This is a genomic window from Kordia algicida OT-1, from assembly GCF_000154725.1.
GTDB lineage: Bacteria > Bacteroidota > Bacteroidia > Flavobacteriales > Flavobacteriaceae > Kordia > Kordia algicida.
This window is the reverse complement of sequence record NZ_DS544873.1, coordinates 251,026-267,377: the sequence shown is the minus strand read 5'-3', so window position 1 is coordinate 267,377 and position 16,352 is coordinate 251,026. Positions and strand designations below refer to the sequence as shown.

Sequence of the window (16,352 nt, the reverse complement as noted above, 5' to 3'; positions counted from 1 at the left end):
GTTTAATTGGTTCTGACTACTTCTGTAGGACGAATTCCGAATTCTTTCTTGAAACATTTTGAGAAATATGACGGACTGGAAAACCCAAATTTGAACGCGATTTCAGCCACCGTATCAATTTTTCCTACCAAGGCAGATTTTGCTTTGTTGAGTCGAATGAAAGTTATTAGTTGTCCTGGTGATTTCCCTGTGGTTTCTTTGATGCGTCTTTGTAACTTTCGTTCGCTTACGCCTGTTTCTTTTGTTAACATTTCCACACCAAAATTATTATTATCCAAATGTTCATCGATAATTTTTAGTACGTCTTCCAAAAATGAATCGTACTTCGAGAAGCTATACGGAAAAGAGGTTTTTACGTGTGTGTTCGATTTGTCAGTTACGTGATACAATTTGCAAAGTTGATGCGTTTTATAAGTTAGAATAGAGGTGTTTTTTGTAAAATTGAACGCAACTCCCGATAGCAAATGTTTGATGGCTTGCGTAACCACAATTTTATTCGGTTTGATGAGTGATAAAATAGACGTAATCATATAATTATCTCTATGATCTAACGGCGTAATTTGGCTATCATCACTTTCTTTCATGTAAATGCCCGCGGCAAAAGGAATTGCTTTTTCTCTGTATGTGTTTAATAGTGACATTCCTGTACAAATTGCCTTGCTCGGCACTTCAAAAGAAGCCACAAAAAACTTTTTTTCTATGGTTAGAATTTTTCCGCCTTTTTGCTGAATGATTTCTTCTAGCATTTGCGATTGAATGCCATTATTAGAAACCGTAAACATATGCCCAAAAAGCATCGTGGCAAGTCGTTTTTTGTGACAATTATCACACGGTGGCAATTCTCGAATAAATGTTTTTATTTCCTCTAATACTTCTTGGGTATTTCCTGCCCAAAAGAGATGATCGTTTCCGTCAAATTCAACAAATTTTGCATCTTTGATACGTTCCGAAATAAACTTTCCTTCTTCTATTTTTACGTCAATATCATTAGTTCGCTGCATGAGCAATGTCGGCACTTTGATGTATTCTAAAATATCAATGATATTAACTTGCGTGTTCATTTTAGTTAATTTCAAAGCCGCTCTAGGACTTGCACCTGAGCGAAAATAACTTGCCAACCAACTCATAAATTGTCGATCATTTGCTTTGGATGGCACTAGCGATTCTAAGTTCATTTCACCACTTCCCCAGTTGTGCTCAATCATGTCGTACACTTTCTGACGTTCTTCGTCGGTTGGTGCCCATGGATAATCTTCAGAATAGCGTCGTTTTGCAAAAATTCCAAATGTAATCAGCGCCAATACTCTGTTTGGATATGTTGCACTAAATAAAGCCGAAACACTTCCGCCTTCCGAATGTCCAAATAGAATGGCTTTTTTGGAGTTCGTGGCGTCCATGACGGCTTTGATGTCTTCCATGCGTTCTTCAAGTGTCGAAAGTTCCACAATACGATCGGACAAACCTGTTCCTCTTTTGTCAAAAAGAATAATTCGTGCGACTTTCCCAAGTTCTTCAAAAAAATCTACCAATTCTGGACACGCCCACATCCAGTCAATGTTGGAAATCCAACCTGGAATATAAACCAAATCTACAGGTCCTGAACCAAAAACTTGATAGGCAATGCTTAGGTTTCCGCTTTTTGTATATTGTATTTTAGGAATCATATCATTGTGTTGTTGTAATATGGTTAAAAGCCATAGCGTAGATTTTTAATACTAATGAAGTGACCTTGAAATAAATTAAACTTCTATTATAAATTACACTTAAAAAATTTCGTAAAATTCTGATTTTCAACTAAAAAAATAATTTATTATATCATTAGTATTCTTGACTGGATTTGGGATGTATTATTTATTGTTTGATTAATTTGATTGTTGTATTTGCATTGTTAGTGTACAATTTCATGAGGTACATGCCCGCTTGTAAGTTGTGAATCTGAAATCTTTCCATTTGCGTCGTTTTTGTTTGTAATAATTGTCCGTTGAGATTGTAAATTTCAATTTTTTGCAAAGGTGTTTCAGTGTAGTTGATATTCACCACATCAGTAGCTGGATTTGGATATATTGAAAGATTTTCAAACTTTATATCTGCTAAAGAAAGCGTTGTAAAATCGAATGTGCTGTCTCCAGACAAACCTGAACCATTTGGATCTACTCTGTTGGAAAACGCAGCTGAACCGTCATCTTCCATATCCGCTGACATAAAACTTTTTAGCGGCGTAACTGCCGTTGCAAGCGCAGCGTTATTAGCTAGTATTTCTATAATTCCACTCGTTGGAGTTCCTTGTATTTCAAAAGTTACCATAGGTGTTGTGGTTGCTACAGATGGCGCTGGTAATGCAATAGGACTTCCTAAGGTTTCTGTGATTAAATAACCATCAATCGTTGGTTGTCCTACGTTGTTTCCATCAAAAAATGTAGTTGCTGCACCATTTCCTAAGGAAGAAGTAATTACTGCAGTAACGCCATCAGGTACGATAATAGTGAATCCGTAACTCTGTACTGATGTTGGAAAATTGGATGTACTTGCATTTGGCACAGCTCCTACAGAAAAACTATAGCCGCCATTGTGAATTAGCGTGTACGTATAACCGTCTTGTGCGTTTAGTTGCATTGTACATAGACAATAAATTGCTATGCAGAGATTGGTAAAAGTAAATTTGTTCATCGTTTTTAATATTTAGTATTTGTATCTAGTTTTTCTGATAATTGTTTATTGTTCTTTTTTTAAAGTTGGTTGAATAGAGTCGTTTTACATGCTGTTATTATTTTCAACTAATGTCTTTGATATAACTTACTTATGCCTTACAAAACTCCTTGAAACGGAAAAATCAACTTCAAAAAGGAAAAAAACGGATTCAATTTTTAACACATTTTTTAATTGTATTGTAATAGTAAATTCGGCACATTAGTAATTGGTATTTTTACTCAAAAAAGTATCGCTTTTACTTCTAAACAAAGGAAGTCTTATGTCGGATTTGTTACAAGTTTTGGGTGGTATCAAAAGGGTATCAAAATCATAAAATATTGATTTTCAATACATTTTAACCGTAAAAAAAGCCATCAACAGTATATTAATGGCTTTTTGAAATTATGAAACGGAGAATATATTATGAATCTAAATCTGAAGTGCTTTTTGTTTCAATATATGCAATGATATCATCGTCTGAATTTAGTTCTAATTTTTTACGAATTCGATATCTTGACGATTTTATAGAAGCAATTGTAGTGTTGAATAATTTGCTGATTTCGGAAGTACTCAATCCCAATTTCATCATACAAAGCAATTCTTTTTCTCTCGGTTTTAAGGTTAGAAAATGTGTATCCAATTTCACTTTGAAATCAATACTTACCTCATCCAAATAATTCTGCGTGTTTGAAGTGGTAGTTTTTGCCGTTTTTTCTGAAAGTAACGAAGCAGATAAAGACTTTAACGCCAGTTTTCGCTCTTTTTCGTTTTCAAATGTGATGATTTCTTTGATGTCGTCTAAGGTTTTGTTGAGTACTTCTTCGGTGATGGAGTTTTCTATGACTACTTTTTTGAGTTCTTTTTCTCTATTTGCTAAGGCTAAATCGGCTTTTAATTTTTCAACTTCTTTGAGTTTTAATTCGTTTTCCTTCAATTGTAAGCGTTGTTTGTTATTTTTTCGAACTAAAACAAAAGCGATAATCGCTCCAACAATCGTGACCACAAGTAAAATGATATACAATGTTTTTTTCGATTGCTCGTTTTTCAACTGAATTGCCGCAATTTCTTTTTCTTTCGCAAATTTATAGTTGAGTTCCAATTCGGTAAAACGCTTCGCCGCTTGCAAATCGTTGAGGGAATCGTAATATTTTTTGTGCATTTCAAAATCTAGCATTGCCGCTTTGTAATCTTTAAAATGCAAATTGATGTTACGTCGTGATAAATACTGAGATTCCAAAAAATCCTTATTGCCTAAAATTTTGGAATATGCAATGGCACTGTCCAACGCTTGCAACGATTTTTCCTTCTGATTTAAAAAAGCATATACATTTCCCAAATTCAAATAGCAATTACTCAAACCGAGATAGTTTTTGACTTTTTTGTGTGGTTCAATTAGGCTTTCATATATTTTTCGTGCTTTTTCATAATCTTGATCGAAGATGTAGAACGTTGCCAAATTCACATCCGTGTGTATCAAATTTTCAAGAGAATTATCATACTTTTTGGATAAGTTCATATAATACGACATGGAATCTTTTCCATTATTTTCATGATAAGATAACACGCCCAAATACATATATGAATCTGCAATTCCGACAGAGTCATTGACTTTTTTTCCAATGTCAACAGACTTTTTGTAGAACTCTTTTCCTTTGATGGTGTCTTTATTTTTGATAGATAAAATTCCTCTGATACGATATGATTTTCGTAAACTTTTGGTGTCGTTGATGGTATTGGCAATGTCAATGGCTTTTTGTATGTATTCAAGAGAACTTAATGTTTTGTCTTGCAATTGATCGCATTCAGCAAGTGTTTGATACAGATGTATTCGTTGTTTTTGATAATATACGCTGTTTGATGCAATATCGTCAGCGATGTCTTTTGCTTGGAGTGCAATTTCACGCGCTTCATCTACATCAAATTGATACACATGTTCCGCTAATTTTAATAACAACGGTACTTTTAAAGAATCTATAGTGGTTTCTGCTATCTGAAATTTGAGTACGTCTTCGATACTATCTTCTGTTTGTGCCTTTATTGATAAAGAACACAAAAACAACAATGCTATTATGATACGTACTTTCATTAGGCAGGATTTAAAAGTTTTTGGTGGTACAAACAAAGTTACTATTTCCTTTTGGTATTTTTTATGGTAAAAAAAGAGGCTGTCTAAAAAGTACAAATTCCGTCAAACCAAACTTGTTTTGGTTTCCCATAACAGCTGAAAATCAATGTGATGAGATTCTAAGTCAAGCTCAGAATGACGTTTATAAAAACTTTTTAGACAGCCTCTTTTACGTATGTTGAATTATTCTAACAATCAAGAAAAATTACTGTTTTCTTTAGTTTTCAGGCAATTGTTCTAGTATTTGAAACGTACTAAAGTTTAAAAAGTTTCCTGGATGCGCTAGCACATTTTGTAAGATAAACGGTGCATCTGGAGAAACGCCTTCGTATTGAATATTTCCGTCCAAATTCAAATCATTTTCATCATATCCATTGACTGCAAAGGTGGAGAAATTTAAAAAGTTTCCAACATCATTCAATACCAACGATAGAATGGCTGGTGTATCGGGCGACACTCCTGAATACTGAACAATGGTGTCTCCATTTACATTTCCTGTCCACATGCCCAACGTATCTGCTGGCATTCCTGCGGTAGTTTGTGCATTGCTTCCAAACGTCATCGGATTGGTAGCATCTGTAAAGTCTAAATTGACACGATTTCCGTCCAATTGCAATGCTGTATTCGACATAACTCCTAAGTGATTTCGATGGTGAATGGCTACAAAATAATTATCTAACGGAGAGGTAAATTTTAAAATTCCAGCACCGTTTACATCCACAATATCACCATCGCGTTGTAAGAGTGCAGAGCGACTTTCAACTACAGTTGTATTATCTGTTGCATCGCGCAATTCCACAAAAACCCAATCTACAATAGCATTATTTCCTGTCGTATTAAAAACGGAACTATTGCAGGTAATTCCATCCGCATACGGCGATGTTGTTGGAATAATTCCCGCTATGCGTAAATCATCTCGCATTAAGTTTTCTTCTCCTGTAGTTGGATTGAAAAATGCACCTTGTAAAAATGCTTTCGGCTCTAAAATTACCGTTCCTTCTTCTACAATCGATTTAAAACCTGTCCAATTGGCATCTAAATATGCTTGTGTGGTTCCTTGCGGGATGAATAAATCTATTTTACTTCTATTTCCAAAAGTGCCGCTGGCAATATTGAAGACTGTAGTTGTTTCAGAGATGACTTCTACCAAACCTGTATCAAAAAACGCTTCATTTCCAATAGAAGTGATCGTTGCAGGAAGTGTTAGCTGTGTTAAACTTCCATTGTCACGGAACGCTCTAAACTCAAGCGTTGTTACGGTTGATGGAAAACTTATACTACGCACTCCACGATTTCTAAAGGCTGAGTTGCCAATGGTTGTTATGATAAAATCGACGCCATTTTTTGATAACAACTCAGGAAATATATAATCACCATTTGGTACCTCGCCACTTTTCGCAATGGCTTTTACCGTATTTGGCGAAAGTGTTACAATCTCGTAACGAATACCTCCAACAGAAAAGGCACTTCCCACGCTTGGTCCGCTACCATTTACAGAGAAAAATCCTGTCCAACCAGCGTTTTCATATGCTGTTTCTGTTCCGTTAGGAATAGTTAAAGAGATATTTTCATTCTCTCCAAAAGAATTGGTTTCGATCGTTGCTGGTGTGGTTCCTAACGCAATAACTTCCTCTAATGTATTTGTATTAAAAGCATTGGCTCCAATCGTGGTGATACTTGCAGGAAGCGTCACGCTGGTAATGTCATCATCTTGAAAAGCATTGTCGCTAATAGTGAGTACAGAAAATGTATTGGTCTCTAAATTAGCTTGCGCGGGAATGACCAAATCGCCTGTAACAGAACTACCTGCCACTGTTACTTCATTCGGATTTAAAGATGTAATTTCATATGTAATACCACCATCCACAAAAGTAGCTCCCAAAGCACCATCGGATAATTGTCCATTTACGGTTCTAAATCCTGTCCAACCTGCGTTTGCATATACTGTTTCCAAACCAAATAAAATGGTTAAATTTATCAAAGACCTATCGCCAAAACTAGATGCTGTAATCGTTGCAGGCGTTGTACCTTGCGCATCAACTGCAGTTAAAGAAGCGCCTTGAAATGCATTGTTTCCTATGGTTTGTATGTTTACGCCAATTGTTACTGTGGTAATGTCTGTATTTTGAAAAGCGGCGTCTTCAATAGCTGTTACACTAAAGTTTGTTCCAACACTCGATTCGGTCACCGTTGCCGGAATGCTAATCGTTTGTGCTGCCGTTGCTCTATTCAACACTGTTACTTCGTTAGGACTTGTGCTTGTCACTTCGTATTGTAAATCTTCTTCTGTAAATTGTGCGCCGAGTTGAAATTCTCCATTCACACTTTTAAAACCTGTCCAACCTGTAGCCACATAATCGTCAATCACCGTTTGTTGATTTGGAATGATAATCAAGTTAATTGTATTTCGCGTTCCAAAACTAGACGAAGTAATGGTTGCTGGCGTAGCACTATCTGCAGTAAGCGTATTGATAGGATTGCTAGTAAAAGCATCATTTCCTATATTGGTAATATTATCAGGAATAATAATGTCTGTCAGTTGATTTTCGCTAAATGTATGAGCTTCTATTGTTGAAATGGTTGTTGGTATGATAACACTTGTTAAATTATTATTGCGGAAAGCAAAACCTTGTAATTCGGTTAAACTTGCTGGAAAACTGATACTTTCAATGTTGTTATCACGAAACGCATCATTTTTGATTGATTGTAAATTTGCTGGCAAAGTGACATTGACCAAATTATTGTCGCGAAACGTTGCTGAATTAATCACGGTCACGCCATTTGGAATTACGATACTTATTAATTGATTACCTCGAAACGCACCTGCACCTAAAGTGGTTAATGCACTTGGCAAAGTAACGTTCATAAGTTGATTATTACGAAAAGCATCTGTTTCTATTGTTTGAACAGTAGACGAAATACTTAAACTCGAAATTGAGTTCTCAATAAAGGCGCTTCTACCAATGGTAATTACTCCCGTTGGAATCACGACACTTGTCAACTGATTGTTTCGAAATGCTTCTCGGTCAATTATATCTAAAGAAGTTGGTAATGATAGACTGGATATGGAATTGCTAAAAAATGCTCCGTTTCCTATTGTTACTGTTCCATTTGGAATGCTCACACTGGTCAATTGGTTTCCTCTAAACGCACTTTCGCCAATCGTTTCTGGTCCCGATTCAAAAGTTAATTGTGTTAAACTGTTATTAATAAAAGCTTGAAATCCTATTGATATTACATTAACAGGAATAGTCACAGAAGTTAAATTATTCTGTTCAAAAGCTTCATTTCCAATCGCAATAATACTTTCTGGAAATACAACACTATTGAGTCCTCTATTTCTAAAAGCAGTATCTCCAATAGTAGTTACTGTAAATGAAATATTATTTTTAGTAATGAAAGAAGGTACTATCAAATCTACAATTCCGTTGCCACCGCCGCGTATTTCTGCTGTATTTGGATTGACGCCGTTGATTCTATAATTAAATCCATCCACGGAAAAATCAGAACCGATAAAAGGTGTTCCGTTTACAGAAAAGAATCCTGTCCAGCCACCATTTACATACGCTGCTTCAGAGCCATTCGGAATTGTTAAACTAATATCTCCACGATTTACAATACTATTTGTTTGAATGGATGGAGCTGCTACTGCCTGAGAAATGACTTCTGTTAAAGCATTCAAATTGAAAGCTTCACTTTCGATGGTTGTTACAGAAGTTGGTAAGGTAATCGTTGTCAGATTATTCAGTTCAAAAGCTTCATTTTTAATCGTTTCTATGGTATTGGACAACACCACACTATTGATTCCTGCGTTTCTAAAAGCACGATTTCCAACGGCAGTTACTGCATAGGTGTCGCCAAATTGTGGCTCTAGTACAGATACAGGAATTACCACATCGACAATTCCGTTTAAACGAGCTGCTACCTCAACTTCTTTAGGACTTTGCGATGTCACTCTATATCGTAAATCGCCTACTTCAAACGTTCCGCCTATCGGAATTTCTCCATTGACTGTATTAAAGCCTGTCCAGCCTGCTAATCGATAGGTTTCTTCCAAACCATTTGGAACTGTTAAATCTATATTTTCCCGATTCCCAAAAGAACTATTGCCAATACTAGCTGGCGTGGTTCCTAAAGCAATGACTTCGTTCAATCCGCATCTAAAAAAAGCTTCTCCTGCAATTGAGGTCACACTTGCAGGTAAGGTAATCGTTGTCAATCCGCCATTGTCTCTAAAAGCTCTAAATGCAATGGTTGTAATTGTATTTGGTAGTATCACACCATTTCCAGCGCCATTTCGATACGCTGAGTTTCCAATGGTGGTAACGGTATATACAATTCCATTTCCGTCGGTTGCAGTGCTAGGAATGGTGAGTGGCGAACTTCCGTCGCTTCCTCCTGTAACTTCTACTTCGTTCGGATTGGTTGATAATACGTTAAAGTTAAATCCGTTATCCGAAAATGTTTGTGCAAAACTCATCACTGCTACTAATTGTGCAATGACGAATAATATTTTGGTTTTCATAATGTGCCCCTTTAAATATTTAGTATGTATTGGTAGTTGTATTTAAAACCTACAGTTATGATTTTTAAGGTTTTAATCACGTCACAAAAGTAGCGGCTATTTTATCTTGAAAGTATAACAATCCCGTTTATTGCTGTCACTTTTCCGACAGAGTGACGGATTTTTCACAATAATATCTAAAAAAAGTAACTTCATAAATATCAATTGTTTACAATCATAAAATTTGAACTCGAAATGTTTGTATTGTACAATTCTGACAACTAAAAGTTGTTTCTTATTTTTGTAATATGATTCAGAAAATTGCGTTTGGCGGAGGTTGTCATTGGTGCACCGAAGCTGTGTTTCAATCGTTGATCGGTGTGCAAAATGTAGCACAAGGTTGGGTACAATCTACAGGTGAAAATGATTCGTTTTCAGAAGCCGTGATTGTTACTTTTGATGTGAACGAAATTCCGTTGAAGGTTCTCGTGGAGATTCATCTGCGTACGCACAAATCGACCGTACAACATTCTATGCGGAAGAAATACCGTTCTGCTGTTTATTTTTATGACAAAGTACAACAAATAGAAGTCACTGACATTCTTTCAGAATTACAAACGAATTTTGAAGATAACATCATCACGCAAGTGTTGCCATTTGTGGCGTTTAAAGCTTCCCGCGAGGAAATTACCAATTATTATTATTCCAATCCGAAGAAACCTTTTTGCGAACAATTTATCAATCCGAAATTAAAGTTGTTGTTGACTGCGTTTTCGGAGTTTGCCGCTAAGGAGAAGTTAAAACATCTTTAATTTCTACTCTTTACTACAGATTCTCTGTTCTTGAGTAAAAAATATTTTAATCAAGTGTAGAATTTAACACTTTGTTAAAGCGTAGTTACGGAGCTGTTTTATGTGATACCGAGTTAAGCTCGGCATGACGAAAAGCTGAAGTATTTGTTCTTTTAGACGTTAGATTGTTGGAAACTTTAAAGTACTTCTCAATAGTTCTACTGAGTTTATCGAAGTTCAACGAATCGGAGATTTGCAACTTAAAGTGACGTTTTACAGAACGAATTTAATCTCACTTCTCATTACTAATATCTCAATACTAATTATACTCAAAAGTACCGTACGTGCTAGAAATCGTCAACTTTTTACTATCTGAAGCTACTACTTTTCCAACAATTTGTGCATCAACATTGTACGATTTTGAAATGGCAATGATGTCTTCGGCAATTTCTGAAGAAACGTACATTTCCATACGATGACCGCAGTTAAATACTTGATACATTTCTTTCCAATCGGTGTTTGATTGCTCTTGAATGAGTTTGAAAAGCGGCGGAATTTCAAACATATTGTCTTTTATAATATGTAGATTTTCCACAAAATGCAATATTTTGGTTTGTGCGCCACCACTGCAATGCACCATTCCGTGAATGTCTTCCGAAGTGTATTTATCTAAAATACTTTTGATGATTGGCGCGTAGGTTCTAGTTGGTGATAGTACCAGCTTTCCAGCGTCAATTGGTGCATCCGCTACAGCGTCTGTCAATTTTGTATTTCCAGAATACACTAAGTCCGAAGGAACGGCATTGTCAAAACTTTCTGGGTATTTTTCGGCAAGATATTTATGAAAAACATCGTGACGTGCAGACGTTAATCCGTTGCTTCCCATACCGCCGTTGTATGATTTCTCGTAGGTTGCTTGTCCAAAAGATGCTAATCCTACGATGACATCGCCTGCTTTGATGTTTGCATTGTCAATGACATCTTTTCGTTTCATGCGAGCCGTAACGGTAGAATCGACAATGATTGTTCTGACCAAATCGCCTACATCTGCTGTTTCGCCACCAGTAGAATGAATGGTTACGCCAAATTCTTTGAGTTCTTGAATGAGTTCTTCACTTCCGTTGATAATCGCAGAAATTACTTCGCCAGGAATGTTGTTTTTATTTCGTCCAATAGTCGATGACAACATGATGTTATCCGTTGCACCAACACATAACAAATCATCAATATTCATAATTAGTGCATCTTGCGCAATGCCTTTCCAAACCGACAAATCGCCTGTTTCTTTCCAATACATGTATGCCAAGGATGATTTTGTTCCTGCGCCATCGGCATGCATGATTAAGCAATAATCGTCATCATTTGTTAAATAATCGGGTACGATTTTACAGAAAGCTTTTGGAAATAATCCTTTATCAATGTTTTTGATCGCGTTGTGTACATCTTCTTTGGATGCAGAAACTCCGCGCATTGCGTAACGTTTTGATACTTCTTGACTCATAGTTGTGTTGTTGTGCTGCAAAGATAATTTTTTCATGTAAACCATGAATGTATCATGAAATAAAAATGTAGTATTTGTGTAAAGTGTTTGTTTTTTTTTGAAATAGAGAACTTGATTTACAGAGATTTTCCAAAACACACACTTTCTGGCGCATTGATATATGGTTCATAATTTGGAATGCGTTGGTAGTTGTGTTTCTCGTAAAAACGAATAGCTTCTGGCAACATTGTCCCTGTTTCCAAAACGCAACGTGTATTTCCCAATTCTTTTGCCCATGTTTCAAGTTCGTCCAAAATGGTAATACCTAAATTATTCCCTTGAAGCTTCTTGCGGACATACATGCGTTTTACCTCAACAGTATTTTTTGCGAATTGTTTTATAGCACCACAACCAATTGGATGTTCTCCATCATACAAAATCACAACATGCTGTAAAGCTTCCAATCCATTGAATTGACTGTAAAAAGCATCACTTTCACCATTTTTAACACTCAAAAACGCATCTAATTCTTTGACTAAATTGATAAAGTCTTTGTCTTTGGAATTGGTTCTTTTGATAGTCATTTTTTGTTTTTGTTGATTTGTTTAAAAGAAAATTTTTAACACACTTAACAACAGACTGCCACATCGTAAACTCCTCGCAGAGACGTATCGTTGGGAATGTGTCAATTTGAAAATTCATTTCAAAGGAAAACCCAACACCAAAATACCAAAAGCGAAGCGTTTCTAACAAGTCTAAAAATCTAAGAAGTCTATCATTCTAAGATTATCTCGTAAACAACAACTCTCTATATTTTACTAACGGCCACACATTATCATCAACCAAAAGTTCTAGTTTATCACAGTGGTATCGAATTTCGTCAAAATATGGTTTTACTTTATTGCAATACGCTTCTGCAGCTTTTTGTCCTTCAAATTTGTTTGCTTTTTTTCGTTCGTCAGTCATTGCGTTTACTTTCGAATTGATACCTGCAATATGTTCTGAAATTTTTTCAATCAAGTCTATTTGTTCTGCGGCTAGCTTTTTAAAATCTTTTCCAAAAATTTCTTTCAATCCGCTTACATTCTCAATCAACGTATTCTGGTAACTAATTGCCGTTGGAATGACGTGATTTCGAGCAATATCACCCAACACACGACCTTCAATTTGAATGCGTAAAATGTATTCTTCCAATTCAATTTCATGACGCGCTTCTACTTCAACCTTGCTCATTACGTTCATTTCTTCGTATAACGCAATGGTTTCCTTTGAAATTTGGGCTTTTAACGCTTCTGGAGTCGTTTTGTTATTACTCAATCCGCGTTTTTTAGCTTCCTTTTCCCAAGCTTCTCCGTAACCATTTCCTTCAAAACGAATTTTCTTAGAAGCCTTTATATATTCTCGTAAAATATTAAAAACTGCTTCATCTTTTTTCAAGCCTTTTTCGTCAATTAAAGCATCAACCTCAACTTTAAAATCCTTTAATTGTTTTGCCATTACCGTATTTAAAACCGTCATTGGTCCAGCACAATTTGCCCAAGAACCGACAGCACGCAATTCAAATTTGTTTCCTGTAAAGGCAAATGGTGACGTTCGGTTTCTATCGGTATTGTCCAATAATATTTCAGGAATTTTCCCTACAATATTGAGTTTTAAGTCTGTTTTTTCTTGTGGAGATAATTTTCCTTTGGTCACGTTTTCCAATTCATCCAAAACCGCCGATAATTGCGATCCTATAAATACTGAAATAATAGCTGGTGGCGCTTCGTTTGCTCCCAAACGATGATCGTTACTCGCACTTGCAATTGCAGCTCTTATGAGTTCTTCATTGTCATGAACAGCTTTGATGGTATTTACGAAAAACGTTAAAAATTGTAAGTTTTTCATCGGAGTTTTCCCTGGACTCAATAAATTGATACCTGTATTTGTCGCTAACGACCAATTGTTGTGCTTTCCAGAACCATTAATTCCTGCAAATGGTTTTTCATGGAATAGCACTTTAAATTTATGACGTTGCGCCACTTTTTCCATTACATCCATTAGTAAAGAATTGTGATCTACTGCCAAGTTGGCTTCTTCAAAAATTGGCGCCAATTCAAATTGATTTGGAGCAACTTCGTTATGACGTGTTTTTACAGGAATTCCTAGCAACATACATTCTTGTTCCAAATCGCGCATGTAACTCATTACTCTTGAAGGAATTGATCCGAAATAGTGATCGTCTAATTGTTGTCCCTTTGCGGGAGAATGTCCTAGTAAGGTTCTTCCCGTAAGGGTAATATCTGGTCTGGCAGCAGCTAGTGCGGCATCAATTAGAAAATATTCTTGTTCCCAACCTAAAGAGGCATTTACTTTAGAAACATTTTTATCAAAATACTTACAAACTGCTGTGGCTGCATTGTCTACAGCTTGCAACGCTCTAAGTAGTGGTGCTTTGTTGTCTAGCGCTTCTCCTGTATACGCCACAAAAATAGTTGGAATACATAGAGTTGTTCCATATATGAAAGCTGGCGATGTTGGATCCCAAGCGGTGTAACCTCTAGCTTCAAAGGTATTTCGAATGCCGCCATTTGGAAAACTAGAAGCATCAGGCTCTTGCTGTACCAATTGTCCGCCACCAAATTTTTCCATTGCACGACCATTTCCTATCGTTTCAAAAAAAGCATCGTGCTTTTCGGCAGTTGCACCTGTTAACGGTTGAAACCAATGTGTATAATGTGTTGCACCTTTGCTTATTGCCCACTCTTTCATTCCTGTAGAAATATGATCTGCAATTTTTCGATCGATTTTTGTACCGAATTCAATAGCATTCATAACACTTTGATAAGCATCTTTCGTTAAATGTTGCAACATGGCATGTTCATTAAAAACGTTTTCTCCAAACATTTCTGAACGACGTCCGTTTTCTTTAATTTCAACAGGTTTTCTATTTAATGTTTCTTGTAAGGCATGAAATCTGAGTGTAGACATGGTATATTTTGTTATTTTTTACAAATATATCAATTTTAGCACATTTTTTCAATCAAAAATAATCATACCCCTAAAAAATAGGGGTTGTTAATAAATTTTTGATAATTTACACAAAATTAACCTCAATTTCCTAGAGGTGATTTTAAAAATAATTTATATTTGTCAACGAATTTATTAATATGAATTTCATTTATTATGAGCAAATCTAAATTAGAATACATCTGGTTGGATGGATATTTTCCAACACAAAACATGAGAAGTAAAACTAAAGTTGAGGATAACTTTAGTGGAAAATTAGAAGACTGTCCAATTTGGTCTTTCGATGGTTCATCAACAAGACAAGCTGAAGGTGGTTCTTCTGATTGTTTGTTAAAACCTGTTGCCATTTACCCTGATCCGGCAAGGAGAGATGGTTATTTGGTAATGACCGAAGTTTTAAATGCAGATGGAACGCCTCACATTTCTAACGGTAGAGCTACGATTGAAGATGAAGATAATGATTTCTGGTTTGGATTTGAGCAAGAATATTTCATCATGGACAGAAAGACACAATTGCCATTAGGTTTCCCAATTGGTGGATATCCTGCGCCGCAAGGACTTTACTATTGTTCTGTTGGTGGAAAAAATACACACGGAAGAGATTTTGTAGAAGAGCACGCAAATTTATGTATTGATGCAGGGCTAAATTTTGAGGGAATTAACCAAGAGGTTGCTTCTGGACAGTGGGAATTCCAATTGTTTGCAAAAGGTGCTAAGAAAGCTGGAGACGAAATTTGGGTTGCACGTTATTTGTTAGATCGATTAACAGAAAAGTATGGATATTATATTGAATACCATCCAAAACCATTAGGTAAAGATATGGACTGGAACGGTTCAGGTATGCACGCAAACTTCTCTAACACTACCTTAAGAACTTGTGGAAGCCAAGAAGTTTATGAAAAAATTTGTGAAGCATTTAGACCAGTTGTAAAAGAGCATATTGCAGTTTACGGAGAGTTTAACGACCAACGTTTGACAGGAGATCACGAAACGGCGTCAATTAATGACTTTAGTTACGGAATTTCTGATCGTGGAGCTTCTATTCGTATTCCAATTATTACTGTTGAGAAAGGTTGGAAAGGTTGGTTGGAAGACAGAAGACCAGCTTCTAACGGTGATCCATACAAAATTGCAGGAAGAATTATTAAAACAGTGAAATCCGCTGGATATTAGTTATATAAGGGTATAACGGATATGCGAAAAGAGCTTACGCCATGTAAGCTCTTTTTTTTGTTTTGTAGTTTATTGAATTTATGAAGATGGACAATGAAGTGCCGTGTTATCTTGTAGGTAACATAACTTTCTATGTACTGTTTTTGGATCTGGAAGTGCGCTTGGTGGTTTTCCTGGAACGCCGCCATTTACATTTTCATAATTCACTTTTGAGATTGCTTTTTTGTTTAATACTAATGATGTGAGATTTCTTTTTTTCATTATAATAGTTTTATGATTTATATCTATATGGGTGAAAATCATAAAATCATTACCCAAAAAGAAAAGCAACCCGAAAATCGCGCTATCTACGTAATATCAAACCTATTAATGACAAACATCAAACGACTCGCATAACATTTCGGTATGACATTGTGGAGTATCTGATGTACAGTGCTGTGTGCAATTGGCTTGTTCTGTTTGTTGAGGACAATGATTGGGTTCGATTGACGGACAGTTTACATGGCTTGGCGGGCAACCTCTTGTAAAATTAGGATCTGTTCCGCCATAAATTTTAAGACGATGTAATGCTGAGATCGTTAG

At 36.0% G+C, this 16,352-nt stretch carries 11 protein-coding genes; 3 read left to right on the top strand and 8 right to left on the bottom strand.

Features of this window, described 5'->3' with window-relative positions:
• Window positions 1–2: 2 nt before the first annotated feature.
• The 4 genes from KAOT1_RS21740 to KAOT1_RS21730 all read right to left on the bottom strand — a co-directional run bounded on the left by KAOT1_RS21740 (window position 3) and on the right by KAOT1_RS21730 (window position 9,338).
• A complete protein-coding gene (locus KAOT1_RS21740) occupies window positions 3–1,664 on the bottom strand; it encodes an alpha/beta fold hydrolase (RefSeq protein ID WP_007092819.1) in 1,662 nt (553 codons plus the stop codon).
• A 187-nt stretch (window positions 1,665–1,851) separates the two neighbouring features.
• Complete coding sequence (locus KAOT1_RS21735; RefSeq protein WP_007092818.1) at window positions 1,852–2,667, bottom strand: T9SS type A sorting domain-containing protein; 816 nt, start codon at window positions 2,665–2,667, stop codon at window positions 1,852–1,854.
• 442 nt (window positions 2,668–3,109) lie between these two features.
• Window positions 3,110–4,774, bottom strand: a complete 1,665-nt coding sequence (locus tag KAOT1_RS01090) for a transcriptional regulator (RefSeq protein ID WP_007092817.1) — start codon at window positions 4,772–4,774, stop codon at window positions 3,110–3,112.
• 256 nt (window positions 4,775–5,030) lie between these two features.
• Complete coding sequence (locus KAOT1_RS21730; RefSeq protein WP_007092816.1) at window positions 5,031–9,338, bottom strand: leucine-rich repeat domain-containing protein; 4,308 nt, start codon at window positions 9,336–9,338, stop codon at window positions 5,031–5,033.
• Between the two features lie 287 nt (window positions 9,339–9,625).
• Between KAOT1_RS21730 and KAOT1_RS01080 the strand changes: the two genes are divergently transcribed.
• On the top strand, window positions 9,626–10,129 hold the full coding sequence (locus KAOT1_RS01080; protein WP_007092815.1) for a peptide-methionine (S)-S-oxide reductase: 504 nt from the start codon (window positions 9,626–9,628) through the stop codon (window positions 10,127–10,129).
• Window positions 10,130–10,427: 298 nt separating this feature from the next.
• Here the strand turns inward: KAOT1_RS01080 and KAOT1_RS01075 are convergent, their stop codons facing one another.
• The 3 genes from KAOT1_RS01075 to KAOT1_RS01065 form a co-directional block, all read right to left on the bottom strand.
• Window positions 10,428–11,609: an AIR synthase related protein gene (locus KAOT1_RS01075; protein ID WP_040559799.1), complete on the bottom strand. Its 1,182-nt coding sequence runs from the start codon at window positions 11,607–11,609 to the stop codon at window positions 10,428–10,430.
• A gap of 116 nt (window positions 11,610–11,725) precedes the next feature.
• Window positions 11,726–12,172, bottom strand: coding sequence for a GNAT family N-acetyltransferase (locus KAOT1_RS01070; protein ID WP_007092813.1), 447 nt, complete (start codon window positions 12,170–12,172; stop codon window positions 11,726–11,728).
• A 202-nt stretch (window positions 12,173–12,374) separates the two neighbouring features.
• Window positions 12,375–14,558: a glutamine synthetase III family protein gene (locus KAOT1_RS01065; protein WP_007092812.1), complete on the bottom strand. Its 2,184-nt coding sequence runs from the start codon at window positions 14,556–14,558 to the stop codon at window positions 12,375–12,377.
• Between the two features lie 195 nt (window positions 14,559–14,753).
• Between KAOT1_RS01065 and KAOT1_RS01060 the strand changes: the two genes are divergently transcribed.
• Window positions 14,754–15,770, top strand: coding sequence for a glutamine synthetase beta-grasp domain-containing protein (locus KAOT1_RS01060; protein WP_007092811.1), 1,017 nt, complete (start codon window positions 14,754–14,756; stop codon window positions 15,768–15,770).
• A gap of 78 nt (window positions 15,771–15,848) precedes the next feature.
• On the opposite strand, the gene KAOT1_RS01055 is transcribed toward KAOT1_RS01060, so the two are convergent.
• Window positions 15,849–16,031: a hypothetical protein gene (locus KAOT1_RS01055; protein ID WP_007092810.1), complete on the bottom strand. Its 183-nt coding sequence runs from the start codon at window positions 16,029–16,031 to the stop codon at window positions 15,849–15,851.
• Between the two features lie 12 nt (window positions 16,032–16,043).
• Here KAOT1_RS01055 and KAOT1_RS23635 point away from each other — a divergent pair, with 12 nt between their 5' ends.
• The gene (locus tag KAOT1_RS23635; protein WP_262494768.1) at window positions 16,044–16,166 is read left to right on the top strand and encodes a hypothetical protein; all 123 of its coding nucleotides are present in this window, start codon (window positions 16,044–16,046) and stop codon (window positions 16,164–16,166) included.
• Window positions 16,167–16,352: the final 186 nt, after the last annotated feature.